This window comes from Methanooceanicella nereidis, from assembly GCF_021023085.1.
In the GTDB taxonomy this organism is placed as follows: domain Archaea; phylum Halobacteriota; class Methanocellia; order Methanocellales; family Methanocellaceae; genus Methanooceanicella; species Methanooceanicella nereidis.
Window position 1 is genome coordinate 150,282 of the sequence record NZ_PGCK01000004.1, and the last position, 26,824, is coordinate 177,105.

The window sequence follows — 26,824 nt, forward strand, 5'->3', positions numbered from 1 at the left end:
ATACAATAAGTATTTATTGGTTAATTTTTGAAAATATGGCATTAAATTGGCATTATTCGGCTAGATTGTAAAGGGCTACGAAACTCTTATATCTTATAACCTATAACGTTGAGACGAAATTAAGTTAGCTTGCGGGATTTGGACGGTCCCGCCTTATAAAGAGGAACGATAGTATGGTAAGAATAACGGACACGATCCTAAGAGACGCTCATCAGTCGCTGGCGGCGACGAGGATGAGGACGGAGGACATGCTCCCTATAGTTGAAAAGCTCGACCAGGTGGGATTCTACTCGCTGGAGGCGTGGGGAGGAGCGACATTTGACTCCTGTATCAGGTACCTGAACGAGGACCCGTGGGAAAGGCTCAGGATGATAAAGGGAGCTGCTAAGAACACTCCGATACAGATGCTCCTGAGAGGCCAGAACCTCGTGGGCTACAGGCACTATTCCGACGACGTCGTCGAGAAGTTCGTCACTCTCGCGGCAAAGAACGGCATAGACATTTTCAGGGTATTCGACGCGGTGAACGATATCAGGAACATGGAGAAGTCCATAAAGGTGGCAAAAAGAGAAGGCAAACACGTCCAGGGTACTATATGCTATACTATCAGTCCGGTCCACACTAACGATACATTCGTAGAGATGGCAAAAGAGCTTGCTGCGCTGGAATGCGACTCCATATGCGTCAAGGATATGGCAGGGCTTATTATGCCGCAGGAATCCTACGAGCTCGTATCCAGGCTGAAGAAAGAGGTCGCCATACCTGTCGACCTTCACTGCCACTGCACCAACGGGATAGCGCCGATGAGCTATTATGCGGCGGCGCAGGCAGGAGTGGACATACTCGACACGGCCATATCGCCGTTCAGCTTCGGAACTTCACAGCCTGCCACTGAGTCCGTGGTCGGCGCTTTCATGAATACCCCGTACGACACGGGTCTCGATCTAAAACTACTGGCGGAGATAGCCGAGTACTTCTATAAGATAAAGGAGAAGTATGCAGGCGTCATCGACCCGATAGCCGAAAGGATCGACGTTAACGTTCTTGTATACCAGATACCGGGAGGCATGCTGTCAAACCTCGTCTCCCAGCTAAAGCAGCAGAACAAGATGGATAAGTATGGTGACGTGTTAAAAGAGGTGCCTGAAGTAAGGCGCGAGCTGGGCTATCCGCCCCTTGTGACGCCTACGAGCCAGATCGTGGGCACCCAGGCAGTCCTCAATGTAGTCCTGGGAGAGCGCTACAAGGTAGTCCCGAAAGAAGTAAAGGACTATGTAAAAGGGTTCTATGGAAGGAGCCCGGCACCTATAGACCCCGCGGTCCAGAAGAAGATCATCGGGGAAGAGCAGCCCATAACCGAAAGGCCAGCAGACCTGTTACCGCCTGAGATGGAAGAGGTAATAAAGAAGGTCAACGAGCTCGGCCTTAAGGAAGTAAAGGAAGAGGACTACGTGACCTATGCGCTTTACCCGCAGGTCGCCGAAAAGTTCCTGAAGGGAGAAATAAAGCCTGAAGAAATACCGCAGAAATCCGCCGCAGCCCCTGTAAAGTCAAAGCTCGGGGCGAACGCCCGCAAGTTCCTGGTGGAGCTTGACGGGAAGGTAATGGAGATGCGTATCGAGGCCATAGGAGGCCCGGCAGGAGCAGGGCTGCCGTTAGACATTCCCGCCTCCGCGCCCGCTGCACAGATAGAGGAAGAGCCGGCCGGGGACGTGGACGGAGCTGTTACGAGCCCGATGCAGGGCACTATCCTGAAGGTCAACGTCAAGGTGGGCGACTCGGTAAAGAAGGGCGACGTTGTAGCTGTTCTCGAGGCAATGAAGATGGAGAACGACATAGTGGCTCACAGCTCAGGCGTAGTAAAATCGGTATACATGCAGAAGGGTAAGAACGTAGACGCCAATGCGGTCCTCGCAGTCATAGAGTGAACCCTGGAGAGGGAAGATGTTCAACAAGATAATGATAGCCAACCGGGGCGAGATCGCGCTCCGGGTGATCAGAGCATGTAAAGAGCTGGGCATATCCACTGTCTCAGTATATTCTGAGGCTGACGATAAGTCGCTCCATGTAAAGTATGCTGACGAGGCATACTGCATAGGCCCGCCTCCGGCAAAGAGCAGCTATCTTAACGTGGAGGAGCTGCTGGAAGTGGCGCAGGATTCGGGCTGCGACGCAGTACACCCCGGCTATGGGTTTTTATCGGAGAACGCGCAGTTCGTGGATTCTGTGCGAAAGGCTGGTATAGAGTTCATAGGCCCCTCGGCCAGCGTCATAAAAAAGCTGGGAGATAAGACCGTCGCAAGAAGCACTATGAAGAAGGCGGGACTTCCGCTCATACCGGGTTCCCCGTCCACCTTAAAGAGCGAGAGCGAGGCAATAGACCTGGCCAACCAGTTCGGTTACCCTTGCATAATCAAGGCATCCGGCGGAGGAGGAGGCAGGGGCATGAGGCTGGTCTTCTCCGACGACGACGTGCCTGACGCGTTCAACAGCGCAAAGAGAGAGGCCGAGGCGTTCTTTAGCAATCCTGACGTTTATTTGGAAAAATATCTTGAGGAGCCAAGGCACATAGAGTTCCAGATCCTCGCGGATAAGAACGGCAACGTAGTCCATCTCGGCGAGAGGGACTGCTCCATACAGCGCCGCCACCAGAAACTCCTGGAAGAGGCCCCGTCACCGAGAATGACCCAGGTGTTGAGAGAGACCATGGGTAACGCTGCGATCCAGGGAGCTAAGGCCGTTAAGTACGAGAATGCGGGAACGTTTGAATTCCTTCTCGACAAATACGGCAACTTCTATTTCATGGAGGTCAACACCCGTATCCAGGTGGAACACCCCGTAACAGAGATGGTCACGGGCGTGGACCTCGTAAAGGAGCAGATAAGGATAGCATCGGGAGAGGAGCTTCCGTTCAGGCAGAGCGACATCAAGATCAGCGGACACTCCATAGAATGCCGTATAAACGCCGAGGACCCGCAGGAGAACTTCTTCCCGTCGCCGGGAAAGATAACGACCTATAACCTGCCGGGAGGCCCGGGAGTCCGCGTGGACGGCATATCATACCAGGGATACGAGATACCGCCATATTATGACTCGATGGTCGCGAAGCTCATCGTGTGGGACCCGACCAGGTCTGGCGCCATCAACCGTATGCGCAGGGCTCTTGACGAGTACACGATAGATGGCGTAAAGACGACCATACCGTTCCATAAGATGATCCTGTTCAACGCCTACTTCAGGAAAGGCGAATATAGCACTAATTTCATTCCGAAGCGTATCCTTAACGAGGATAAGCTGATCCCGAAGGAGATAAAGAAAGGCCTGAAGACAAAGCTGTTAGGGCAGAAAATGCACTACTTCGAAGAGGTTGCATCCACTAATAAGATCGCGAAAGAGATGGCAGCCTCGGGCGCAGAGGAAGGCACTATCGTGCTCGCCGAGACCCAGAGCGGAGGCATCAAAGGCCGTATAGGCAGGGAATGGATATCGCCGTTCGGAGGCGTGTGCTTCTCCGTCATACTGAGGCCGAAAGTCTCGCCAAGGCATGCCTCGAAGATAAGCCTGGCCGCGGCCACAGCAGTATGCAAGACTATCAGAGACCTTTACGGCCTGGACGCCAAGATCAACTGGCCTAACGATGTCCTCCTGCATGGCAAGAAAGTGAGCGGCATACTCACCGATATGGCGATGGACGTTAACTCGATAAAGTACATCGTGCTCGGGTTCGGCGTCAACGTGAACGTGGAGATGCTATCGTTCCCGACCAAGATACAGAAGACTGCCACGTCGATAAAAGAGGAACTGGGTAAGACCGTCTTAAGGCGTGAGTTCATAGACGCGCTTCTCCTGGAGTTCGAGAGGCAGTACACGAATTTCGTCAACGAGCAGTACGACGTTATACTCGGCGAGTACAAATCCCTGACGTACCCGTTCGGAGGCAGAGTCATCGTCAAGGACCAGGATAACCTCTACGAGGGTACTGCCATCGACATCAATGATGACGGCGCTTTCATAATGAAGGCTAAGGACGGCTCTTTAATGACGTTCTTCACGGGCGACGTTTACGACCGTCCGGAAGAGGCCATAAAGAAGGCTTAAGTTTTTTACGGGGTATTATCCCCGTTACATATTATTTTTTACAAATGTTTCAACACACAGATTTAAAGCCTTAAAAGAAGAAACCGTTTAAAAGCTTGCTTAATATTTTAAAAAGAACGGTAACAAGCATTTAACTGCTTGTTATGCCAGCCATTTGGACATAAAACAGCTATTAAAGTATCTGCTTCAGGAAGCCCAGCCAGCTCTGCGCATCCTCTATCCTGCGCCTGTTGGCTGTGTGCTTTATTGTACAGTAGTCCTTTTCGCCTAAAACCGACTTGAGGTCAAGAATGGCGCGCATAAGTCCTGCCGCCTCCCTGAATATCTCCCTGGCTTCTTCGACCGTCAGCTTGTTATTATGCAGTATCTCTTCGTCGGCTTTAACGTGAGCTTTCAGCTTCCATATCAATTTTCTGACCTGCTCTTTTTCCTCCTCGGTCAGGCATTCTTTTTCAAGGAGGTCCCATACTATGTCATGCAAGGGGATTTTCTTATGGTCGATCTCAAACTCTTCAGGCGTCATTACGCCTACCCATACAAGAAGGCGATGCAGCTTAAGCTCAAGCTGCCTTCTCTCGTCCGGGGTGATAAATCGCTTTCCCGGAGGCGGCTGGCTGAACTCTCCCTCCGGCGTGATCTCGCCGCGATACATCTCCTGAGGGCTCGGGATGTATCTTTTTCTGCCATACTCCTTTTTCATCTTCTTGACGTCTTTCAGGACATCGCGCGGATTAGTGCCCTTTATCGCCCTCTGAGATTCCTCGTTTAAAGCTGCCAGTAGCATCGTCACCATCCTGTATGAACGATTCTTAAGTATGTATGGTTAACACTATATGTAATCTTTTTTGTAGACTACAAAGATAAAAAAATAAGGAGGAGAACAGGGTTCTCATTAGATATATCTTGAAATTATCGAGCTATTTTAATTTCTTTTCCAGTTTTTTTAGCTTCTTTTTAGCAGAGTCGCTTCCCGACGCCGCGAGCTTTGACAGTTCTTCGGCTTTGGCCTTAGCCTCTTTCTGCTTTCTCTCCATTTGCTTCTTGCTCATCGTCAAATGATATCACCTGAACAGGCCTATTCAATGACCTTATCTATATATTTTCAGTATAGATGAATGTTTATTTAGGTTGTGGTCGCGGGCGGGCTCAAATATTATGGCATTTTTTAGTACCGATGAATAAAATGCCGGCGCGTCACTTGAATAAGATGTTGATAATACCGCTAACCCTCAGGGCCGGGAGGGTTTTCATTATTCCGTCTCGACTTTATTCTCTTTTGAAGCTTTATGCCTACCAGGACATAGACCAGGGTAGCGCCGATCGTCAGTATCGGATCGAACACCGGTACCGGCAATCCGAATGCTGTCTGCATTATGGCGTCCAGGTATGCTGTAAAGTTAAACGTGGCATGGAGGATGATAGCGATCGGAAGACCTAAAAAGAACCCGATATAAGCGTAGCCCCTTGTTTTGGTCCGCGCCTTCAGGTACCCTATGGTACCGCCTATGGCCGCCGTGAAACAACCATGGGCGAGCGCGCAGAGGAAAGAGCGATACAGGATATTGTATGTCCACTCCGTCAGGCCCCCGACCGCCACAGGGCTGGCGTTCGAGGCAAAATATAGCCAGTTCTCTACAGCGGCGAATCCCATGCCGACGGCGAACCCGTATAATATCCCGTCGAAGGTGTCGTCGAACTCGTGATGGCCGGCTATGATCAGCAGGCCCGTGCCTTTCGCGATCTCCTCGACGACCGGCGCCACGAAGACCGCCAGCAGGAAGGCTGACAGCCCTGCGCTCACCATCATCCCCGTGAAGAGCGAGAACGCGGTGTTAATGAAGAATGCGATAACAGTTGCAAGGATGCCCCACATGAACATCGATATGATGAACCTGAAAGGCTCGCGCTCATAGTAATCGGCAAGCCATCCGATAACAAGGAATATGATAGGCATGAACAGTGCTGCCATCCCGCCCACGATGAACACAAGTATCCCTATGTCAGCCCTTATATCAGTCAGGGCATACGCCAGTATCAGGAATACAAGGATGCCGCCGCCGACAAGCTCTACCGCCCAGAAGAACGGGTTGACTATGATATTCGCGATCTTCTCCGACAGCGGTCTCATCCCCGCGATCGGGATGAAAAGCGTCTTGAGCGTATATTCTCCGGGGCCCGCCACCTCTTCATGTTTTGTCTGGCTTGCCACAACATATACGCCGGCCATGACTATGATCAATATCCCGAAAAGAGTCCCCGCGGATATGACACCGAACACCGACAGAGTCTGTTTTAAGCTTTTTTCATATTGTACCCAGTTCTCCTCGACGGACACGACATTGCTCAGGTACTTTCCGTTCACCTTACCGATGACGCCGAACCTGTCCGTCTCCGTGGTCCTGCCCGCATATGAGAATTCCACTGGATAGTTAAAAATCTTCATTTCACCGGGGCCCATGCTGCCCAGTTTTCCCAGCACTACCCATTTATCGTTTCGATAATACGCCAGATATACATCCATATAGGAGTTTTCCGGGTTTGTGACCGTCAGGGAAATATTCCTGTTCGCCTTCGCACCGTTAAAATCATAGATGTCGCTGGAGATCAATTCTACGACCAGCGTCCTTTTTGAAAAAGAATCGTTAGTGAATACCTGATCGAGGAAGCTGTCATCGGAGCCGTCAGCCTGGGACAGGCTGCTGGCGGGCAGTGCTCCCGTAAAGAGCAGCAACATGATAGCTATGGAAATGATCCGGGAATGATACCTCTGCATATTATACTAATTTTCATTTATCTTTAGTGCATAAAATTGTTCCGCACGTAACTGCACATCGTATATATACGATGAGACTTCTTTTCATTCCTGGTGATAACATGAAGAAGGCGATAATAGAGACTGAAAAAGGCAACATAGAACTCGTTCTCTTTGATAAGGCCGCTCCTAACACCGTGGCCAACTTTGAAAAGCTGGCGAACTCGGGGTTCTACAACGGGCTTAAGTTCCACAGGGTGATCCCCAACTTCGTCATACAGGGCGGATGCCCCAAAGGCAACGGTACCGGAGGCCCGGGATACACGATCAAGTGCGAGATTAACATGCATAAGCACGGCACAGGAGCCCTTTCCATGGCCCATGCCGGAAAGGACACGGGCGGAAGCCAGTTCTTCATCACACATTCCCCTCAGCCTCACCTTGACGGAGCGCACACCGTTTTCGGCAAGGTCGAGAAAGGCATGGATGTCGTCAACAAGATAAAGCAGGGCGACGTCATGAAAAATGTAAAGGTCTTCGAAGTTACTGAATAATCACTTCAAAAACTATTTTTTTCTTTTTTGTATAATTATTTAATCCTTAAGTGATAAATTACAATATATTTTTACACATTAGTATAAATTACTAACGATAATATAATAGCGCTTAAAAGAGATATCACCATAGGAAGATCATTATGAAAATTACCAGAGAAGCCTATGAAATGGCTAAAGTCTCAGCGAAAGAGTCGGAGGTCCCGTTGATACTGACCGGGGAGCGAGGCGTTATAATGGACATCATGATAAGCCCTTCGGAGGAGGAGTTCGATACTTCTGCCGGGATGCTGCCGAGTATGCTGCCGGCGGGAATACGCAGGTATGGTAAGGTCTTAACAAAAAACGACCAGGATCTGGAGCCCGGATACAACCTGATCGAAAAGGACGGAGAATGGAAATTTGTCGACGAGAACGGGGACGATATGGAGATCGAAATCGTCGAGGACGTCCCTAAAAGTCCCATGGACATGGACTTCATGAGCATTGAATGACCTTATGACCGGATGATAAAATGTTTTGTGAGATAGAAGGGATACCCGTCCATTACGAGATATATGGGGATGGAAAGCCCGTTCTGATGATACATGGATATGGTGTGGACCGCCATCTCATGAAAGGGTGCATGGAACCCATATTTAAGAACAGGCCGGGATGGAAGCGCATCTATTTTGACCTTCCGGGCATGGGCGAGACAAAGAGTGACCCTCGCGTGAAGAATTCAGATATAATGCTGGACATTGTCTTGAAGTTCATCGACAGGATCATTCCAGGGCAAAACTTTCTGGTAGCCGGAGAGTCATACGGCGGCTACCTGTCAAGAGGCCTTGTATATAAGTCAATGGACAGGATAGGCGGCCTGTTATTGATATGTCCCCTGATAGAGCCTCTTCGTATTCACCGGGACCTTCCGCAGCGGACCGTGCTGGTGAGAGATACGGAACTTATAGCGGATATGGACCCCCTGGAAGCCAAAGAGTTCTGCGCTATGGCCGTAGTACAGTCGCCCGGGATATTTGAAAAGTTCAAGCGGGACGTCATGCCCGGGATCATATCCGCCGACGAAGACTTCCTGGCCTTTTTCCAGAAGCAAGGATACGGATTTTCATTCGATGTCGACAGGATATCCCGGCCGTTCGAGAAGCCGGCCCTCATACTCATGGGAAGGCAGGACTCGGCCGTCGGATATCGCAACGGGTGGAAGATCATCGAGAACTATCCCCGGGGCACTTTCGCAGTGCTGGACAGGGCGGGACATAATCTTCAGATAGAGCAGCAGAGACTATTCGAGGAACTGGTGAACGAATGGCTGGACAGGGTAGACGAGCAAGGGTGATCCATATGACGGGGAGCGGGAAAGGAAAGAATAACGATAATAATGAACTGCAGGCCATTTTAGAGGAAATAAGGGCGTTTTGCAGAGAGAACGCCGATGGAGAGCAGGCAGCAAAGTACGCCAGATATTTCAAAGAAGGCTATGACGCTTACGGGATTAGTCAGAGTGTCCGGGATGAATATAAGACAAATTTTTTAGACTAATATAGTGACAAACTCGACATGGACGGGTTCCTGAGCCTGGGGGAATTGCTGCTGGAAAGCGGTAAATACGAGGAGGCTTCTTTCTCGATACATTTCGCGAAGCAGTTCGGGGAGCAGTATACCGGGGAGACTTTTCAGCGCCCGGGAGGATGGCTTTCATCAGGGATAAGGAACTGGGGACATACGGACGTTCTCTGCAGCGAAGTATTATCGAGGTTTTCCCCGACGGTATAATGCCCTACACCGACATGTCGTCATGGAGATATGACGCTTCAAAATGGAAGAGAAGGGCGGTCCCGGTGGCCATGATAAAATTGTTGAAGACAGTAGAAGACCCGGTGCAGCTCCTCGATTTCATCAGGCCTATGATGATGGATAAAGAGAGAGTTGTGCATCAAGGCCTTGGATGGTTCCTGAGAGAGACATGGAAAAAATATCCTGTACAGGTAGAATCGTTCCTGCTCGTGTGGAAAGATTCCTCGCCGAGACTTATTTTCCAGTATGCCACAGAAAAAATGACGCCTGAAAATAAGGCTAGGCTTAAGAAAGCCGGTAAAAAGAATTAGCTGATAACCTTTGTGGCCAGCGCGACGTTGACCGCTGCCTCGTAGGTTATGCCCGTGTCGCCAAGAATCGTGTACCTCTCCGGCCTCACATTGTGTGCCTCCGTAAGAGCCCGGATGATATACTCGTCATCGATCCCGAGATCTTTTGCGGTTGTGGGTGCGCCTATCTTTTTGAGCGCGTCGCGTATGCTCTGCCAGTCGCCGTCATGCAGGTACATCATCATGATGGTTCCAACGCCGCACTGCTCTCCGTGGAGCGCTGGCTTTGGGGCGATCCTGTCGAGCACGTGCGAGAACTTATGCTCGCTTCCGCTCGCCGGCGCCGAGGAGCCTGCTATGCTCATTGCGACGCTTGACGAGACCAGGGCTTTTACCACAAGCCTTACCGACTCCTCAAGCCCCGGCTTTATCAGGCTCGCGGATTCCAGCACCATCTGTGCTGTCATCTCGGACAGGGCGATAGCATATTCGGATATGTATACGTTCCTGAGCTTTGATGCGAGCCTCCAGTCCTTTACCGCTGTATAGTTTGAGATAATGTCCCCGCACCCTGCGGCCAGCAGCCTGTAAGGGGATTTCATTATAATGCTGGTGTCCGCGATGACACATAAAGGAGCCTCGGCCTGTATCGAAACGGTCTCCCCGTTCTTGATGATGGACGCGCGGGATGAGGCTATTCCATCGTGGGACGCCGCGGTCGGAAGGCTCAGGAAATGAGTGTCCAGCTGAGTCGAGGCGAGCTTGGCGATGTCTATCGATTTTCCGCCGCCCACTCCCACAAGGAAGTCAGCGTTGACTTCCTTCGCGACGGCTTTAGCATTATCGACGTTATCGATAGTAGCGTTCTCTACGATGACGAAATCCACATCATAGCCGCTGGCCCTGAGGCTCTCCGCGGCAATATCCCCGGCTATCTTTTTTGTGTTCTTACCGGTAACTATCAACGATCTCCCCTTGAGGCGCATACTCTGGCAGATACCGCCCACGCTGTCAATGGCGCCCGGGCCTGCGATGACATTCCTGGGCAATTGCATCCATTTTTCGCTGTGTTTAGATACATTTATGTTCATATTGCTCGTAATAACACCCCAAGGTGAAAAACTTGGAATTTGACATTGGCTCTTTCATCAACCGGTACTATATCGACCCTATTCTATATGGTGACGGTTATAATATAGTTAATACTCTTACCTATGCTTTAATCCTAGGTATTAGCCTTTTTGCGATATTAAAGTTAATGGCGATACTTAAGGTCAACATAGATGAACGATTAGTTTTCGCTACATCCCCCTATATACTTTTAGGAGCCTCACTCCGTGTCGTTGAAGATGTTAAGATTTTGACTCCGCCACTGAGCTATATGTTCATCACGCCACTCGTATACTTCCTGGCGTTCTTTATCACCGCGGGATTGCTTATCACTTTCATAGTGATGGAAAGGAAAGGCATAATAAAGGACTACGCAAAGCCTTTCTTCGCCGCGGGTGTCGCAGGCATCGTGCTGATACTAGGCATACTATCCACAAAAGAAGCGAACGCCTGGTGGTGGGTCCCGATAGTCATATTCTCGCTCGCGTTCACGTTTACAGGTATCGTATACCTCATAGCCAGGCACTTTAAGCTTGAGTTCCTGACCATGCCGCTGAACGTAGCCATCCTGTTCGCCCACATGTTCGACGCCTCGTCCACGTTCACCGCGATAGATATCATTACCGGGTTTGCGGAGAAGCACGTCGTGCCGCTATTCTTCATAGGGTTTACGAATACCGCGTTTGTGATGTACGCTCTAAAGCTGGCGGTATTCATACCAGTGATATATATAATTGAAAAATATTTTTATGATGATAAACAAATGTACTATATGCTTAAGTTCGCGCTGCTCGTGCTGGGCTTCGGCCCGGGCATCAGGAACACGCTCGAGCTTACGTTCATATAGCGGAGAAGCTTAAGGATGGCATTAAATATCAAGATACCGGGGTTCAGGGACTTCCTGAACTATGTCTATGACATAAGGATGTTCATATTCGCGTCGATCATTATCTTCATGTTCTTCGCGGTGATAGGTTACGCTGTTTCGGTAACATCGCCGGGATTCACGGAAGAGTTAGTTTCCGGTTTCGAAGAGCAGGTCTCCCCCATGAAAGAGCTTACGCCTCTGGGATTGATGTGGGGGATATTCGTGAACAACGCCGTTAAATGTTTCCTGGTGCTGGTGTTCGGCATCTTTTTCGGCATAGCGCCCATACTGTTCATGATCGCTAACGGGTTCGGTATCGGCATCGTGGTGGGAGCCACCGCGCTGGAAAAAGGGCTGTTATTCGTCACCGTAGGCATATTACCGCACGGCATCATCGAACTGACGATGGTATTTATCGCGACAGCGATGGGCCTTAAGCTGGGATATGCCCTCGTGGGCTTGATCATGAAGCGCGACGTGGACATCCTGGAGGAGGTAAAGAAGGCTTTCCTCATATTCATTTTCTGGGTAGCGCCGTTACTTTTCGTGGCGGCCTTCGTCGAGACGTTCATAACCGGGACTCTTTTATACCTGATATTTGGCGGCGTATAACCTGCGCTGTCCAAAAATATTTAATTTATTATGACCGTTTGAGATAGTTTTAATAAATAAAACGTAAAAGGATATTCCACAATTTTAAGGATTAAAGTAATGATGCTGTATGAGCCTTATAGATGAGATATTAACATTAAAAAAAGAGAGAAATGCCGTGATACTCGCCCATAACTACCAGAGGGGCGAAGTTCAGGACATCGCCGACTATACGGGAGATTCCCTTGGCCTGAGCAAGAAGGCCGTCGAAGTCGATGCCGATGTTATCGTTTTTTGCGGCGTGGACTTTATGGGAGAGTCCGCCGCTATACTTAATCCCGATAAGACCGTGCTGCTGCCAAGGCCTGAGGCAGGCTGCCCGATGGCGGATATGATAACCCCGCTTGAGCTGCAATTGTTCAAGAAAGAGCATCCTGACGCCGCAGTTGTCTGCTATGTGAACTCGTCCGCCGCGATAAAAGCGGAAAGCGATGTTTGCTGCACCTCCTCTAATTCGATACAGGTGGTGAACTCGCTGGAAGAGGACGAGGTCATTTTTGTCCCGGACCAGAACCTGGCAAACTATACCCAGAGGTTCACATCAAAGAAGATCTACCCCTGGCATGGTTTTTGCCCCACGCATCACCAGATAACCGCGGGCGATGTGCTCGAGGCAAAGGCAAAGCACCCCGGCGCCGATGTGATCGTGCATCCGGAATGCAGAAAAGAGGTCATCGAACTGGCCGACGGAGCGTTCTCGACGGACGGCATGCTAAAATATGCACGCGCCACGAGCAAGGATATAATAGTCGGTACTGAGATCGGCATGATCCATCGCCTTAAAAAGGAAAACCCCGGACGGAACTTTTACCCGATATCGGATTTCGTCGTCTGCCCCAACATGAAGGTCAACACCCTGGAAACGGTAAGGGACAGCCTGCGGGATATGAAAACGGTGATCAAAGTTCCGGAAGATATTCGCATTAAAGCGAAAAGAGCCCTAGATAGAATGTTAGAAGTTGGACGAGGAGACAGGTAATATGCCCGTAGACCAGGAGCAAATAGCCAAAAGCCTTGCCGCGAAGATAGATAAGCTGGCGGCAGGGAAAGACATCAAGATCATGCACGTTTGCGGCACTCACGAGTATGCCATAACGAAGAGCGGCATAAGGTCGCTGCTGCCGCCTAACGTGAAAGTCGTCATGGGGCCGGGATGCCCTGTGTGCGTCACGCCGCAGGCAGAGATCGACGCCATAGTGGAGCTCGCAGAACAGGGAAAGGTGATCTGTACATATGGAGACCTTTTAAGAGTCCCGGGGACTAAATCGTCCTTATATGACACTGTAGGCGATATCCACATCGTGCAGAGCATATCTCAGTCGGTAGACATCGCCAGGCAGAACCCATCGAAAGAAGTAGTGTTCATGGCAGTAGGGTTCGAGACGACCGCCCCTACCACTGCGGCCATAGTCCTGGACGGCCCGCCCGAGAACTTTTCCATGATAGTATCGCACAGGCTTGTCCCTCCGGCGATGAAGTGGCTCATGCAGCAGGGAGAGGCAAAGCTTCACGGTTTCCTGCTTCCGGGACATGTCTGCACTATCGCGGGAAGCCATGATTATGAGCAGTTCCCGGTGCCTCAGGTCATCGCGGGATTCGAGCCGCTGGAAATACTTTACGGCCTGTACATGCTCGTAAAGCAAGTAGTCGAAGGGAGAGCCGAGGTCGAGAACGCATATACTCGTGCCGTCAGGTGCCAGGGTAACCAGAAGGCACTTAAGATGATGGAAGAGGTATTCGACGTCTGCGACATAATGTGGAGAGGATTCCCGGTCATACCGGACTCCGGCTACAAGCTAAAGCCCCAGTATGAGAAGTTTGACGCCCTTAAAAAGTACAACATCGAGCTTAAAGAGGTAAAGAAAGAGACCGGATGCCTCTGTAACGAGATCCTGCGCGGAATAAGGGACCCGACAGACTGCAAGCTTTTCGGTAAGGCATGTAAGCCCCTTAAGCCAGTGGGTGCATGCATGGTGTCCTCTGAAGGCGCATGCAGGATATGGTTCACCTACGGTAAGGCGCATAAAGTAGTGAAGGAGTAAATCTCCTTTACCCTTTTACTTTTAATTTAAAAAAGTTCTTTTTTCTGAGCATAGTGAATTGCTTATCAGGCATATTTGATAGCCGGCGACAGAAAGGCATACTGAGAACACTAAAAGTGTAAAACAGCCAGCATAAACCACAGACCAGGATATGAAAAATAAAGAAGGAAAGGGATCTTACGAGTATAAGAATCCCCATACGCCAGTCATGTCCCTGATGCAGGTATCCAGCGAGCCGCTTGCGTCTATGACGAGGTAGTCATCCTTGAAGTTCACGTTGAAATAGTCGAAGCCGTAGTAGAATAACGCCGACTTTTCCCATGCGTCCTTCATCTGAGATCTTTCGGTCTCGTTGAATGACTGTGACAGGTGTAAGACCACGTTGTAACGGTACGTATCACCCTCAGGGGTTATGCCTGCAAAGTACTTATCCGTGATATTGATCTTACTGCCAGTGCCTACGGCTGCCAGTTTTGCCTTCTTCACGTCTACCGGGTATCCTTTTAGCTGCTCGAACAGGTCCGAGTATTTGTCGTAGGAAGACCCTTGACTAACGCCGTTCATCGTGTCCAGCACGTCATCCACGACCTCTATCCTGCCGCTCACTACAGGGTTCGTTCCCGGGGTGAAGTAATACTTCTCATTGACCTTGCATATCTGCATACCGGCATATTCGGTCATGTTATAGGTCATTTTCAGGTCGCCGCGGCCGAAGTCGGTGATGGAAACGAACTGTTCTGTGAAGTTACCGAACGTGTTCTTGGGGAAGTCCGCGACAAGGTCCTTTTTAGGATAAGCGTTAAAATCGCCGGGATAAGGCATGCTCTGGGACAGGTTTTGGTAAGCCCACGCTGCTATCGGTTCATTGGCACCGAGGTCTACATAGCGCACATATTTGGCGTTCGAGGGCAGCAGTTTCAGGCCGTCGGTCAAACTGTTAAAATCTTTCTCAAGCACAATATTCCGGCTTTCATTGCCACGGAGTAAAGATGAACCGGCATAAGCAAATATAGATATGAGCATAATGGCTGCCAGGAACAACGGCAGGACCTTCTTTTTCCAGTTACCGTTGGATTTGGAGCCTTTCTTCGGAGAGCCTTTTGACGAGTTTTTAACATTCTTTGCCATATTAACGCACTCTTCTTTTTTAGCGAGTCTTATAATAAGTCCGATTATACTTATAAATATACCCTATAGACTGTGTATATTAAGTATCCCGGGAATATACCTGCATGCCTGAAGGAGTCAATCCATTGAGATCGTCGCTTCTAATACACACACATTACCCGCATTCTTATAGGACCCGATACATGCTATATGAATGATACCTCTTATATCCTCACCTTTGATCACCGCTGATGAATCCTTCGCTGCGAAGAGCCCTTCTTCGGGAGTTATTGTGACATTATAACCCTTACTTTTAATGTCGCTCATGTTTGAGAACTCTATAAAGTCATTAGATCCATCCTTAGACATTTTCATGATAAAAGGCTCATCGCTGAGCTGGCATATCTTATGGCTGCTATCCGCTACCCATACTTTTAATGATTCATTATCAAGACGCTGGGCGATAAGGAATATAGGTACACATTTACAATTACCGCTCTTACACGGGTCCTGGTCCAACCATACCGGGCAGGCATAAATCGCCAGGAGCGACAATAATACAAGGGCCGCCATAATGACCAATATCTTACGATAGTGACCTTCCGGAATAATTTTCACCAATCTGATTACAATAAGGGTATTATGATATAATACTTAGGATATAATGTTTTAAATTAAGACAGGACTTTTTAAAAAATACTCGATAGTATCTAAACTTTTTATGAGAGTGTTGTATAATTAGGTGAAAAGTATTTTGAATAAAATTAAAAAAAGGACTGAAATGATCTTTTATTTATTCTTTCGGAATGACCAGAAAGCCAGAATTCCTCCTAACATCAATATCAGGACTCCCGATACCATATACAGCCCCGTATTTTCCGTCTTTGTCCATGCTGGAGATGAACCAGGTGAAGGAGTTATTGATCCGGTCCCCTGAGAAGCCGGCCCTGGGGATGATGTCGTAGTCCCCATAACAGTCGGGATCGCTGTGATAGTACCGGGAGAATTGTCTATGGAAGCAGAAATATGAGTAGAAGACCATCCCGAGGTCACAATGCCCAGATCCTTTTGAGTCCTATCACCGGAAGTTGTGAACGTGTCTGATCCGGCAGTATAGCCTTCGTAGGCCGCCACGACTTTCATCGTGATACCCTCGAAGACATTGATCTGATAATAGCCGTTATCTAAAGTTGTTACAGTAATCCCGTCTCCGGATACCGTTACGCCGCTCGCCGGGATACCGTCAACAGTCACATATCCATATACGGCATGTGGCCTTGTTACCTGTGCTGCGGATAACGGCGCAGCGATCGATGCTACGGTCAAAAATGTTAATAGTATCGCAATAAGCCTTGAAAATAGTCTTGTTAAATCACTCATTATATACCCCCAAACCTGAATACTCGAACTCTATCAAAATCTGAGTATACGAAGGATAATTAGCCGGGCTATTATCATATAATAATTTTATATATAACTATTTATATTTTTATAAAATGAATTTTTAAAAGAGATAATGTCATCTTAAAAGATAGGGATGATAGGGGAACCCCCTATCATTGACTTCAAAAGCTTTACTTTAAAATTTATTTCTATTCTACAGAGTCCATGGGACCTTCCTGCATGTCCAGGTCACAAACATACTCCGAATCTGTCGCTAGAGGCGTATTCATACAATCTGCCTCATCTACCGTAGTACATTCTGGTATACTATCGGAAGGACATTGACCATACGTTGTGCAAGTTGGAACCGGAGTGCATGTAGGCTTATATGTACATGTTGGAACCGGAGTCGGAGTACATGTTGGCTTATATGTACAGGTGGGCTTTGGTGTTGGAGTTGGCGTAGTTATCGGGTTTATAGTAGGCGTCGGAGTTGGCGTCGGAGTCGGAGTTGGTGTCGGTGTTGGCGTCGGTGTTGGTGTTGGCGTCGGTGTTGGTGTTGGCGTCGGTGTTGGTGTTGGCGTCGGTGTTGGTGTTGGCGTCGGTGTTGGAGTTGGTGTCGGTGTTGGCGTCGGTGTCGGTGTTGGAGTCGGTGTTGGTGTTGGCGTCGGCGTCGGTGTTGGCGTCGGTGTCGGTGTTGGAGTCGGTGTCGGTGTTGGCGTCGGTGTTGGTGTTGGCGTCGGTGTTGGTGTTGGAGTCGGTGTTGGAGTCGGTGTCGGTGTTGGCGTCGGTGTCGGTGTTGGAGTCGGTGTCGGTGTTGGAGTCGGAGTTGGAGTCGGTGTCGGTGTTGGAGTCGGTGTCGGTGTTGGAGTCGGAGTTGGTGTTGGAGTCGGAGTTGGTGTTGGCGTCGGTGTTGGAGTCGGTGTTGGAGTCGGCGTCGGAGTCGGAGTCGGTATAAACTCGTCGTTGTCAATAATAGTCAGGACGGCGTTACTAAGACCTAAAATTGCGCCCCCGGTCGGATTACTCAAAGCGAGGTTAACAGTTTCATCGACCTCATCGTCAGAGTCGTCATGAATATTCACGCTGAAGGTCTTACTTATCTCGCCATCAGCGAAAGTCAGAGTACCGCTCCAGTAAGTATAATCGGAGCCCATAAAAGCAGTACCGTCGCTAGTTAAACAGCCTACGGTAACGGTACCGTCACTCCCGCTTACACGCTTCACAGTGATAATGGCACTACCGTCGCCCTCATTCACAGAATAGGACGCCGAACTGAATTCCAGTTGCCCCGGATGTGTTTCGATTATTATATTAAGGTCGACCGTGGTCATTACGCCATTTGCCTTGAAAGTGTCAGATGCTACAGAATGACCATTATAAGAGGCTTCGACATATACATCTTTATTTTTTCCTACTGATAGTTGATAAAATCCGTCCGTGCTCATCGTCGGATTATATTGAGTCACTGAGGATACGGGGCTTTCGCCGGAAATATATGCTGTCACCGTTATACCATTTGTAGGCACGCCATTTACAGATATTACCCCTACGATGGCATGAGGTATATCTATGGATATCGCATTTGGTGCTGTTACGCTGACTATAATGATAAATGCGATCAATAGAGCAAACGTGGCTTTTCCACTTTGTAAGCTAAACATTATTTTCCTCCATATGTACCAATCAATTAATAATTTGTAAATTATATATAAATAAATTATATATTAAACATTTATAATATTTTGTATTGTTAACCAACCGATTATCAATTTAAATTAAATCAAAACGCCCATATTTACGGATTTATTTTTGAAGTAGTGACAATGATGGCTTTTTTATAAAAAAAACATAAAAATATTGAATTCGATCAGTCAGATCCTATTAAATTAAAAGAAGTATACGTGTAAGTTATCTTTGACTATCATTGGCAGCATTTCCGAAACATACGCCATGAACCGAGCCGGGATCAAGGTAGATCGTCCTTATGGCCGGAGTCGTATTATAATAGTTCCCGGGAATGTCTTCGGCGAGCATATATGTTCCCGGGTAAAGGCCCGTGAATTTATAAAACCCGTTATGGTCTGTAAAGTTCAATCCCAGAAGATGTTCCCTATCATCATACAGCCTTATGGATACGTTCGCCATGCGCGTTTCATTTACATCGAACCCGTGATCTTTGTTGCCATCAACATATACCAGTACCTTCAGTTCACAATCGGGCGATTGCATAGGATTATTAGATGGGATGGAGGTCGGAGTGGGAGTAGGAGTAGGAGTAGGAGTAGGAGTCAGAGTCGGAGTAGGAGTAGGAGTAGGAGTAGGAGTCGGAGCGGGTGTAGGTGTTGGAGTGGGCGTTGGAGTAGAAGTCGGGGTCAGAGTCGGAGCGGGAGTCGGAGTAGAAGTTGGCGTTGGCGTTATCGCAGGATATTGAGCGGGGTCCGGAGTTGATGTCGGCGAGGGAACAGGCGTAGGAGCAGGATCCGTGCCTGTCGTTAGAATATTTAAGTCCCTGCGCGTCCTATCCCCGGACGTTGTGAATGTATCCGAGGATGCGACATGACCGTCATACCCGGCGACTACCTGTATAGTAGCTCCTTCGGCGAGGTTTAGCTGGTAATATCCGTTAGAGAATGTTGTCGCAGTCATGCCTCCACCTGATACCGATATGCCGTCAGTGGGTTCCCCATTCACCGTCACGTAACCATAGACGGCATGAGGCCGGGATAATTGCGATGATGCAAGGGGCATTATAATGCCGGCTATCGCTATAACGATAAAGAATAATACCGGCATCGATTTTAATATTCTGCTAATATCGGGCATGTATCACCTAAAATATTAATTTTTTAACCGCAGACGCTTCCGAGTATACGAAGTAACCTTCTCCTGGCACAACATTAAAATTAAACTCCGGCGGGCTTATCCCTTCAAGATAAATATCAAACGAGGCCTTACTGGTATTGTATCTTGCGATGGTCTGATGATCGGTGAGACCCTGACAGACAGCCTGCGCGTTCGAACCGGTCATATTGCTCCAGCCGATCATGTTCCAGTCCGGATAGATGTCTATACTCCTGCCTGCCGGTAATTTGCCTGTGACATTCAGCCATGTATCCCTGTCGCAATACAGGAAATACCCGTGATCGGTCTTCAAATTAATATCGTACTGAGGAGGGCTGATACCTACCAGAAACATGTCGTACGAACCGGTCGTACGGTTATACGACGCTACGCTGCTTACACCGGTCCCGGATAAATTACTTGCCCATATGGTATTGTTCTCGAGAGGAATGGAGATCATGTTCCAGCCGGACTTCATCGAAATGTTAAACCTGCTATCCTTTATGATATTTAGATCGACGCGGGTCTTATCGCCTGTCGTCGTGAAATTATTTGACATTGCAGTTTTTCCGTCGTAGGTCGCGACTACCTGCATGGTCATGTCCTTTAACACATTAAGCTGGTAAAACCCGTCAAGACCTGTATCGGGGTTATGCGAGGTGACCGTACTGGCGCCTCCCCCGTTCACTATGGCCCCGTTCACCGGTGTACCCCCATAAGATATATAGCCATATACGATATGAGGCTGCAAACCGTCATTGTCATTGATAGTAATGGTAGCTTCTTTTAACCCTAAAACCGCTCCTCCGGAGGGATCGCTTAAAGTCAGTCCTATTGTTTCGCTGTCTTCTTTTTTATTGTCATCGACGATAGTTACGTTAAAACTTTTTGACGTTTCGCCGTTCCCGAAGTACAATGTTCCGCTTGCAGGAATATAATCAGAGTTCGAGGTCGCCGTTCCGGTCGTAGTAGCATACTGTACCGAAACCTTGCCGCTGCTGCCATCGGTCCGCACTACAGTGATCGTCGCATTGTGATCGGATTCGTTTACAGCGTAAGCCGATGAGCTGTACTGTAGTTTTCCGACCTGGACGGCGGAATATTCTGTAAAGGCTTTAAGGCATACATTAGCCTCTTCATAACCGCTGTGATCTGTAAGGTCTGTCCAGTCGCTTCCATCCGGGCTTATGTAGCTTTGCCCCGGGTCGGCAGTCGCTTTACTGCTGTACCCGTCAGGGATCTCGGCGGTTGTGATCCTGCGCTCTACCGCTATCGGATAGTAATAGTCAGGAGTCCAAAGTTTTACCACGATCGAAAATTCCTCGCCGGATGCCAGCGGTATCGGTGAATCGAGTTTTATCGTATGGTATCCCGGTGCAGTAATGGTACCCGATTTTTCTGCGGAATGACCGGTAACTTCCGGTATGCCATTAGAGGCCTCTAATTCCGGTCCGCGGAATACATATATTTCATATTCGCTATTCACCTGAGGAGTGTAAAAGCTAACGGCAGCTATCTGCTCTCTTAAAGGCGGGTTCGGGTCTGCTGTGAAAACATTTGCGAACCAGGCAGTATCGGAGCTATATCCCATGCCGCCGCCGGATACTTCATAGCCTACAGGGCATGTCCAGCCTAAAGGATCGTACTGGTAGATATTATCGTAATTATCTGCCGGCTCGCCGAGGAATAGTGCATTTTCAGTCCCGATATATGTATCATAATATGAAATGTATACAAAGCCGCCCTCCCCCCAGCCGGCTCCGAAGCTGTTCTTAACTATGAAAGCGCCGTCTCCCGGGGGAATGATCCTAAAATTATTCTTGCTATACGAATCATCCCATCCTACTATGATGACTGCATGGTTCCCGTAGTTCCGGTTTTCTCTGCCGTCGTAATAGTATGAGTGTGCCGATATATTGTAATATGGGAGTAACAGGTTAACGTCAATGTACATTGTGGTATAGATCCCCCCATAATTATACACGGCCCATTTGATATTGTCCAGGTCCAGGGCATCCGCCATATCCGGTATGAAAAGAACGTCCTGGACGTGTTTACTTTCAGGTATGTCCTGCGGGGATAACCATCCATTTGGGTCATAAGGATCCTCGACTTCTTTTACAGGGCCTGTCCATCTGGCTAAATATGCCGTTGATAAAAAATGAGTTCCTCCTCTGTTAGCATCGCGATCAAATCCCCATGTGTAGTTCCTTGAGAGCAGGTTTTTTACGTTATTCTCGGAGAAATTCCAGTTCTCTTCCGGCAGTAGCGTGGACTCAAGCGATGCAAGGCTCGCATATGCCCAGCAGCTCCCTGCAGTCTTCTGATCGCCAACGCTGGTGACTCTCCCGAGATCACGTAGATCAAAATAAGACGGATATGTTGCCGGAGACGAGATCTGCATGCCTGTCAAATGGCTCAAGTCTACAAGAGGCGGTGTCAGCCCGATAAGTCCCGGTTGTTTCGTATCAGCGGTCAGTCCCTGTGATTCGATATTGTTTTGATAGTTTACCAGATCAGGGTTGATAGGTGCCATTTTTAAATTATAAGTAATATGCTTCCCTGAATTTACTTCATTATTTATCGATTTTGCGGATACCGGAGCGATAGACGCAAACATTATCGCAACGATCACAAAAAGTATGATGCATGGCCGCACGATTCGAATATTGTGCAAGTTCCCGCGCTTCAAAAAAATATCTCTGTTCTTTTGTGATCCATTATTGATCTCAATTTTTTTGTCTTGAGAATTCAAATCACCAATAAACCGCAGCATAAGATTTGTTTTAAACATATCGACACCTTGATCTTGTTTGACGGTTAAACAGGACAACCGGCAGTATTAGAATAATTAATAGTATAACCTATAATATAACAATAAATATATAAAAATATTATTATAATATAATCGTATGCTTATTTAAAATAGGGAATATATTGAATATCGCCATTCGCTCAGACAAAGACCATAAGCTCTTCCGTAAAAAGTGATTTAAACATGAAAAATAAGCAGTGGACCCTGCGGGAATTGAACCCGCGGCATCTACGTTGCGAACGTAGCACTCTACCCCTGAGTTAAGAGCCCAAATTATCTGTTTTCAGACTTAAAATAACGCTTGTAGTATATAAAACATTCGCGCAGATGGATGCTTGCCCTTCAGGTGTTTTAAGTCCTGAGGGCCTTCATCCCCTGAATGAATACTATATTTAGATGATCCTGCCGACTTCTTCGACGGTTATGCTCTCGACGCCCTCGACTTTGGACCAGGTCTCTTCGACTGCCTCGGTCCCGCCGACGTCATCGCCTACGAGCACGGTCGCCATTATCGCCTTTAAGCCGAATGCTATGGGCTTAAGCTCAAAGCCCTGGAGTTCGGCGCCTGCGGGAAGAGCTGCCTTGAGCTTCTCCTGCATGCCGGCAAGGTCGCGGTCTGCGCTGTCGGGCATTATCCTCATTTTGGCTGCGACGCTTCCCATGAGATCACGGCCCCTGGAAACCACACTTCTTGCAAACGTAAGCGTTAGACTGTTGCCTGCACTTGCCGCACCTGCCCATATCTGCTCCGCAGCTGGGGCACTTGAACGAGACTGCGCCTTCGCCGCTCAGGCGTACATTGCATGAGACGCAATATTCTACTTCATTTGATGTCATCTTTGTCTCTCCTTTTGTAACGATATTATTTTGACTTTAATGTGACTTGCGTATAATACCTCAAACTCTATTATAAGCATTGTCCTTAAATATCCGAACTCGTGATTGAACTACTTGTTTATTAATTTTTTGTAAAGCCTTGCCTGGAAGCCGTGGAACTTACAGTATCCTTCGGCGTCCTTCTGGTCGAGCGTCTTTCCATCGAAGGACACGAGCTCTTCGCTGTACATAGCTGTCGGTGATTCACGGCCGACTACAATGCAGCTACCCTTATAGAGCTTTACCTTGACTTTACCGTTGACGCGCTCCTGCGTCCTGTCTATGAAAGCGTTAAGGTCGTCGAACAGAGGCTCGTCCACGAGTCCCATATATCCGAGCTCGGCCCAGGCGGAGTCCACCGTTTCCTTGAACTTCAGCTCGGCGCGTGTGAGGCAGAACTTCTCAAGGTCCCTGTGCGCTGTTAGTAATACGGTTGCTGCGGGGTGCTCATAGTTCTCCCTTGCCTTGAGCCCGAGCACGCGGTCCTCCATCATGTCAGTGCGGCCGACGCCGTGCTTGCCCGCGATCTTTTGAAGCTCGGTGATGAGCTTCACGCCCTTCATCTTTTTACCGTTCAGCGATACTGGCACGCCTTTCTCAAAGCCGATCTCCACGATCTCGGGCTTGTCCGGGGCCTTTGTAGGGTCTGTTGTCCACTCGTAGATGTCCTCGGGCGGGATATAGGACGGGTCCTCAAGCTTTCCGCCTTCTATGCTCCTTGACCAGATGTTCTCGTCCACGCTCCATGGCTTGGACTTTGTGGCCGCCACGGGGATATTGTGCTGTTTGGCGTATTCGATCTCCCACTCGCGTGTCAGGTTCATCTCTCTCATCGGGGCCACTACCGGCAGGTCGGTCGTCCTGAAGATAGCCTCGAAACGGAGCTGGTCGTTGCCTTTTCCAGTACATCCGTGGGCGAAAGCGCTGGCTTTTTCCTTTATCGCGACCTCTACGCACTTCTTGGCGATAAGAGGCCTTGCCATGGAGGTACCGATAACGTAGCCCTCGTACATGGCGTTCGCTTTTATCATCGGGAATATGTAATCGTTGACGAACTCATCCTTCGCGTCGATGGTGTAATGCTTGTCCGAGATGAGCTTCGCCTTTTTTGTGGCTGTCTGTATGTCTTCCTTCGGCTGTCCTACATCGACGGTCACGGTGATGACCTCGTCGAACCCATAATTCTCCTTGAGTATCGGGATGCAAACGGAGGTGTCAAGCCCTCCGGAATATGCTAATACGGCTTTTTTCACCATAGGCGTCACTACAGCGTAAATATTGTAAAAGAAGATAAAGGTTTGGATAGATGAATATAACGAGAGCATTCATGACACGCTTGTTAATGTTAAAAGATCGCAGGTCATAAAAAAGATAATAAAGATCTTTCTCAGGTAAAGACTGGCCATACATCCATTTCCAGCTTTGGTCTTAATGTACATGACCATACGATCATAATTAGATAAGAAAGGGTCAAAAATAATATCCGATTATAAACGTGCGCATAAAAAAATAGCACAAATAAATACGTATTTTTAAATAATGCCCCATAATGAGACATTATTACGTACGGATAATTTTTAGTAGTAGTATATGTTGATTTCGATAAGTATACTGAATTTTCACGGATAATATTAATATAAAATTAGAATCCTGAAAAATTTTAAAAAATATTACGTTAAAAGTCGTGTTTTAAGGAAAATTATATATACTAATTACTCTATTACTGGTCCATCCATGTTCGCATGGGTACATAAAAACTGAATCATTTCAGAACTCCATAAACCAAGACTCAAACCAAAAAACCTCCTAAAAACGGGAACAAGTAATGTCCGTACCAAATATACCGCAATAAAGGGACAAAGTAAATATGCCATAAGGTAAAAGACGTATCAGGGCCGATGCAAAACGCGTAACAGTCTAATACGCTAAGCACGCCCCCAAATACGTAAACTTCATGGTATTGGCTCCAAGATTGTAGGTGGAAGATCCCTACTTTTACGGAACTCATGATGCTGGCTCGTCAGGAAGTCGCTTTTTATCGTCCGCGACATCCGGCGTAAATCCCTCCTCCCGGGTAATGCAAGCGTCTACACGCAATACACTCACGATCAAGTCCGATTACCATATTATACCTCCCAAATCCCAAAAACGGACTTAGCGAAAAACGACCATACACACATACGAACCACCTGCAATGGAAAAGCCAATATCAGCAGTATTTTTATAGACCGTTTTTAACATTTTACATGAACGCCGGCTTTTCTAACGATTATCCTTTCGGGATTTTTATCGATGGTTTTTAATAAAAAGTTTTATACGGCGGTAAGCATCTAAGTTACATATGCTTGCTTTGCTGGCAGGCGGAGCGGTTTATAGACTGTTCCTGGAGACTTTACGGAGAGATCATTATGATAGATAAAGTGATACTCGCGGCCCTGGGCATCATTGCCCTGTTATTTGTATTGGTCGTGCTGTCAGGCGCATGTGCTTTCTGCGGCCTGATAAGTACTATACCAGGGCCCCAGTATGGCTGGGAGGGCCCCACGGACTATAGAGAGGATGCGGGCAGCCATGCAGTAGCGGATAATGTGACGATCGACGTGTACACGTTTAACGGTAATGTGGAGCTGATGGAGACCAACGGAAGCAACATCGACGTAAAGGTCAAGATCAGGGCCCCTGAAGGCCGTCTCGACGAGATCGATTCGGACATACGATTCACCGGTACGAACGACACCCTGAACCTTAATGTCGAAGTGAACAAAGATTTCACAGGCCTCACAGGAAGGTACGGTGCAGATGTTTACGTTTATATGCCGGAAAACGCCATGTACGAACTAAACCTGATGACCTCTAACGGCCGAATTACTGTCGGGGAGTTTAACGGAAGCAGTCTTGTAGCGGGAACGAGCAATGGAGCAGTCGACATCCTGGGCGGCAGCTATGGCATACTGGATGTCAGCACCAGTAACGGGGCCATCAACGCAAAATATGATTCGGGTGATGCGGACTTTAAGACCTCGAACGGCGCTATTGACATAGACACAAAGCAGTCCTTGGGCCGCCTTGAAGCGACCACTTCTAACGGCCGCATAAGCATAAGGATGCCGGAGAACGCCAGTTTCTCTATCGATGCGGATACTTCGAACGGCTATATAGATCATGAGATGCCATTGACGGTCACGTTCAACAGGGACAGCCATATCATAGGATACACTGAAGGGTTCACTACCGGTCTCGAAATATATCTCAGGACTTCGAATGGCAATATCAGGATAATGTACTGATCATATCCGGACCGATTTTTTTAAATTTTTTAAAATAGTATATGTCTATTTTACTATATTCAGGTTAGAATATAGCATGAACGAGAAAACAAGGCCTATTATACAAAAGAATGCCCCTATTGTCCCGAATACACTGTCGGCTTCATTGAAATAAGTAGTCAGTAGAAATATCGAGCCTATGAATATGACTGTCGCGAGCGGTATTCTCATTAAGTTCATTATGTAAGCATCCTTAGCGTTTATTCTTTTGTTAACAGACTAAATTGTCGCTTTGAGTACATATCTTTTCCTGTTTAATTGAAAAATTAACGGTAAGGATAGGATTTTTTAGTTTTTTCCGCGGTTTATGGCAC

Annotated in this window: 27 protein-coding genes and 1 tRNA gene; 13 read left to right on the top strand and 15 right to left on the bottom strand. The window is 48.0% G+C overall.

Annotation, left to right across the window (positions count from 1 at the left end; translation table 11 throughout):
* The first annotated feature begins 173 nt into the window (after nucleotides 1-173).
* Together oadA and accC are read left to right on the top strand one after the other, a co-directional pair.
* Complete coding sequence (gene oadA, locus CUJ83_RS06395; RefSeq protein ID WP_230741458.1) at nucleotides 174-1,928, top strand: sodium-extruding oxaloacetate decarboxylase subunit alpha; 1,755 nt, start codon at nucleotides 174-176, stop codon at nucleotides 1,926-1,928.
* Nucleotides 1,929-1,944: 16 nt separating this feature from the next.
* Nucleotides 1,945-4,098 carry an acetyl-CoA carboxylase biotin carboxylase subunit gene (gene accC, locus CUJ83_RS15995; protein ID WP_230741459.1) on the top strand — a complete coding sequence of 718 codons (2,154 nt, stop codon included), beginning with the start codon at nucleotides 1,945-1,947 and terminating at the stop codon, nucleotides 4,096-4,098.
* 172 nt (nucleotides 4,099-4,270) lie between these two features.
* Here accC and CUJ83_RS06405 read toward each other — a convergent pair whose 3' ends face one another.
* The 3 genes from CUJ83_RS06405 to CUJ83_RS06410 form a co-directional block, all read right to left on the bottom strand.
* A complete protein-coding gene (locus CUJ83_RS06405; RefSeq protein WP_230741460.1) occupies nucleotides 4,271-4,891 on the bottom strand; it encodes a DUF5788 family protein in 621 nt (206 codons plus the stop codon).
* 124 nt (nucleotides 4,892-5,015) lie between these two features.
* On the bottom strand, nucleotides 5,016-5,147 hold the full coding sequence (locus tag CUJ83_RS15670; RefSeq protein WP_255668391.1) for a hypothetical protein: 132 nt from the start codon (nucleotides 5,145-5,147) through the stop codon (nucleotides 5,016-5,018).
* A 173-nt stretch (nucleotides 5,148-5,320) separates the two neighbouring features.
* Nucleotides 5,321-6,871 (bottom strand): PrsW family intramembrane metalloprotease, encoded by a 1,551-nt coding sequence (locus tag CUJ83_RS06410; RefSeq protein ID WP_230741461.1) that lies wholly within the window; start codon nucleotides 6,869-6,871, stop codon nucleotides 5,321-5,323.
* A gap of 101 nt (nucleotides 6,872-6,972) precedes the next feature.
* On the opposite strand from CUJ83_RS06410, the gene CUJ83_RS06415 reads away from it, so the two are divergent.
* The 6 genes from CUJ83_RS06415 (at nucleotide 6,973) to CUJ83_RS06440 (ending at nucleotide 9,509) form a co-directional block, all read left to right on the top strand.
* Nucleotides 6,973-7,404 (top strand): peptidylprolyl isomerase, encoded by a 432-nt coding sequence (locus CUJ83_RS06415; RefSeq protein WP_230741462.1) that lies wholly within the window; start codon nucleotides 6,973-6,975, stop codon nucleotides 7,402-7,404.
* A gap of 143 nt (nucleotides 7,405-7,547) precedes the next feature.
* Nucleotides 7,548-7,898: an MPN domain-containing protein gene (locus CUJ83_RS06420; protein WP_230741463.1), complete on the top strand. Its 351-nt coding sequence runs from the start codon at nucleotides 7,548-7,550 to the stop codon at nucleotides 7,896-7,898.
* Nucleotides 7,899-7,918: 20 nt separating this feature from the next.
* Nucleotides 7,919-8,740 carry an alpha/beta fold hydrolase gene (locus CUJ83_RS06425; RefSeq protein ID WP_230741464.1) on the top strand — a complete coding sequence of 274 codons (822 nt, stop codon included), beginning with the start codon at nucleotides 7,919-7,921 and terminating at the stop codon, nucleotides 8,738-8,740.
* A gap of 5 nt (nucleotides 8,741-8,745) precedes the next feature.
* Complete coding sequence (locus CUJ83_RS06430) at nucleotides 8,746-8,943, top strand: DNA alkylation repair protein (protein ID WP_230741465.1); 198 nt, start codon at nucleotides 8,746-8,748, stop codon at nucleotides 8,941-8,943.
* Between the two features lie 18 nt (nucleotides 8,944-8,961).
* Complete coding sequence (locus CUJ83_RS06435) at nucleotides 8,962-9,177, top strand: hypothetical protein (protein WP_230741466.1); 216 nt, start codon at nucleotides 8,962-8,964, stop codon at nucleotides 9,175-9,177.
* Nucleotides 9,177-9,509, top strand: coding sequence for a DNA alkylation repair protein (locus tag CUJ83_RS06440; protein WP_230741467.1), 333 nt, complete (start codon nucleotides 9,177-9,179; stop codon nucleotides 9,507-9,509). Before CUJ83_RS06435 ends, CUJ83_RS06440 begins: the two co-directional genes overlap by 1 nt.
* On the opposite strand, the gene CUJ83_RS06445 is transcribed toward CUJ83_RS06440, so the two are convergent.
* A complete protein-coding gene (locus CUJ83_RS06445; protein ID WP_230741468.1) occupies nucleotides 9,506-10,579 on the bottom strand; it encodes an NAD(P)-dependent glycerol-1-phosphate dehydrogenase in 1,074 nt (357 codons plus the stop codon). The two genes, CUJ83_RS06440 and CUJ83_RS06445, sit on opposite strands and share 4 nt — an antisense overlap.
* Before the next feature lie 23 nt (nucleotides 10,580-10,602).
* Between CUJ83_RS06445 and CUJ83_RS06450 the strand changes: the two genes are divergently transcribed.
* The 4 genes from CUJ83_RS06450 to hypD all read left to right on the top strand — a co-directional run bounded on the left by CUJ83_RS06450 (nucleotide 10,603) and on the right by hypD (nucleotide 14,159).
* Nucleotides 10,603-11,445, top strand: a complete 843-nt coding sequence (locus CUJ83_RS06450) for a DUF63 family protein (protein ID WP_230741469.1) — start codon at nucleotides 10,603-10,605, stop codon at nucleotides 11,443-11,445.
* Nucleotides 11,446-11,460: 15 nt separating this feature from the next.
* Nucleotides 11,461-12,078, top strand: a complete 618-nt coding sequence (locus tag CUJ83_RS06455) for a stage II sporulation protein M (RefSeq protein ID WP_230741470.1) — start codon at nucleotides 11,461-11,463, stop codon at nucleotides 12,076-12,078.
* A gap of 109 nt (nucleotides 12,079-12,187) precedes the next feature.
* On the top strand, nucleotides 12,188-13,096 hold the full coding sequence (nadA, locus tag CUJ83_RS06460; protein WP_230741471.1) for a quinolinate synthase NadA: 909 nt from the start codon (nucleotides 12,188-12,190) through the stop codon (nucleotides 13,094-13,096).
* Between the two features lies 1 nt (nucleotide 13,097).
* The gene (gene hypD / locus CUJ83_RS06465; RefSeq protein ID WP_369423889.1) at nucleotides 13,098-14,159 is read left to right on the top strand and encodes a hydrogenase formation protein HypD; all 1,062 of its coding nucleotides are present in this window, start codon (nucleotides 13,098-13,100) and stop codon (nucleotides 14,157-14,159) included.
* A 177-nt stretch (nucleotides 14,160-14,336) separates the two neighbouring features.
* On the opposite strand, the gene CUJ83_RS06470 is transcribed toward hypD, so the two are convergent.
* The 10 genes from CUJ83_RS06470 to CUJ83_RS06515 form a co-directional block, all read right to left on the bottom strand.
* Nucleotides 14,337-15,287, bottom strand: coding sequence for a hypothetical protein (locus CUJ83_RS06470; protein ID WP_230741473.1), 951 nt, complete (start codon nucleotides 15,285-15,287; stop codon nucleotides 14,337-14,339).
* Between the two features lie 117 nt (nucleotides 15,288-15,404).
* Nucleotides 15,405-15,887 (bottom strand): hypothetical protein, encoded by a 483-nt coding sequence (locus CUJ83_RS06475; RefSeq protein WP_230741474.1) that lies wholly within the window; start codon nucleotides 15,885-15,887, stop codon nucleotides 15,405-15,407.
* Nucleotides 15,888-16,055: 168 nt separating this feature from the next.
* Complete coding sequence (locus CUJ83_RS06480) at nucleotides 16,056-16,646, bottom strand: hypothetical protein (protein ID WP_230741475.1); 591 nt, start codon at nucleotides 16,644-16,646, stop codon at nucleotides 16,056-16,058.
* Between the two features lie 212 nt (nucleotides 16,647-16,858).
* On the bottom strand, nucleotides 16,859-18,313 hold the full coding sequence (locus CUJ83_RS06485) for a Calx-beta domain-containing protein (RefSeq protein WP_230741476.1): 1,455 nt from the start codon (nucleotides 18,311-18,313) through the stop codon (nucleotides 16,859-16,861).
* 247 nt (nucleotides 18,314-18,560) lie between these two features.
* A complete protein-coding gene (locus tag CUJ83_RS15830) occupies nucleotides 18,561-19,475 on the bottom strand; it encodes an SdrD B-like domain-containing protein (protein WP_305067644.1) in 915 nt (304 codons plus the stop codon).
* 7 nt (nucleotides 19,476-19,482) lie between these two features.
* Nucleotides 19,483-22,029, bottom strand: a complete 2,547-nt coding sequence (locus CUJ83_RS06495; protein ID WP_230741477.1) for a lectin like domain-containing protein — start codon at nucleotides 22,027-22,029, stop codon at nucleotides 19,483-19,485.
* Between the two features lie 477 nt (nucleotides 22,030-22,506).
* Nucleotides 22,507-22,578 (bottom strand) — tRNA-Ala (locus CUJ83_RS06500).
* A 122-nt stretch (nucleotides 22,579-22,700) separates the two neighbouring features.
* The gene (locus CUJ83_RS06505; RefSeq protein ID WP_230741478.1) at nucleotides 22,701-22,970 is read right to left on the bottom strand and encodes an elongation factor 1-beta; all 270 of its coding nucleotides are present in this window, start codon (nucleotides 22,968-22,970) and stop codon (nucleotides 22,701-22,703) included.
* Nucleotides 22,971-22,974: 4 nt separating this feature from the next.
* Nucleotides 22,975-23,145 carry an HVO_2753 family zinc finger protein gene (locus CUJ83_RS06510; RefSeq protein ID WP_230741479.1) on the bottom strand — a complete coding sequence of 57 codons (171 nt, stop codon included), beginning with the start codon at nucleotides 23,143-23,145 and terminating at the stop codon, nucleotides 22,975-22,977.
* Between the two features lie 110 nt (nucleotides 23,146-23,255).
* Nucleotides 23,256-24,440, bottom strand: coding sequence for an argininosuccinate synthase (locus CUJ83_RS06515; RefSeq protein WP_230741566.1), 1,185 nt, complete (start codon nucleotides 24,438-24,440; stop codon nucleotides 23,256-23,258).
* Nucleotides 24,441-25,592: 1,152 nt separating this feature from the next.
* Here CUJ83_RS06515 and CUJ83_RS06520 point away from each other — a divergent pair.
* Nucleotides 25,593-26,471: a DUF4097 family beta strand repeat-containing protein gene (locus tag CUJ83_RS06520; protein WP_230741480.1), complete on the top strand. Its 879-nt coding sequence runs from the start codon at nucleotides 25,593-25,595 to the stop codon at nucleotides 26,469-26,471.
* A 45-nt stretch (nucleotides 26,472-26,516) separates the two neighbouring features.
* Here CUJ83_RS06520 and CUJ83_RS06525 read toward each other — a convergent pair whose 3' ends face one another.
* The gene (locus tag CUJ83_RS06525; RefSeq protein WP_230741481.1) at nucleotides 26,517-26,690 is read right to left on the bottom strand and encodes a hypothetical protein; all 174 of its coding nucleotides are present in this window, start codon (nucleotides 26,688-26,690) and stop codon (nucleotides 26,517-26,519) included.
* Between the last annotated feature and the right edge of the window lie 134 nt (nucleotides 26,691-26,824).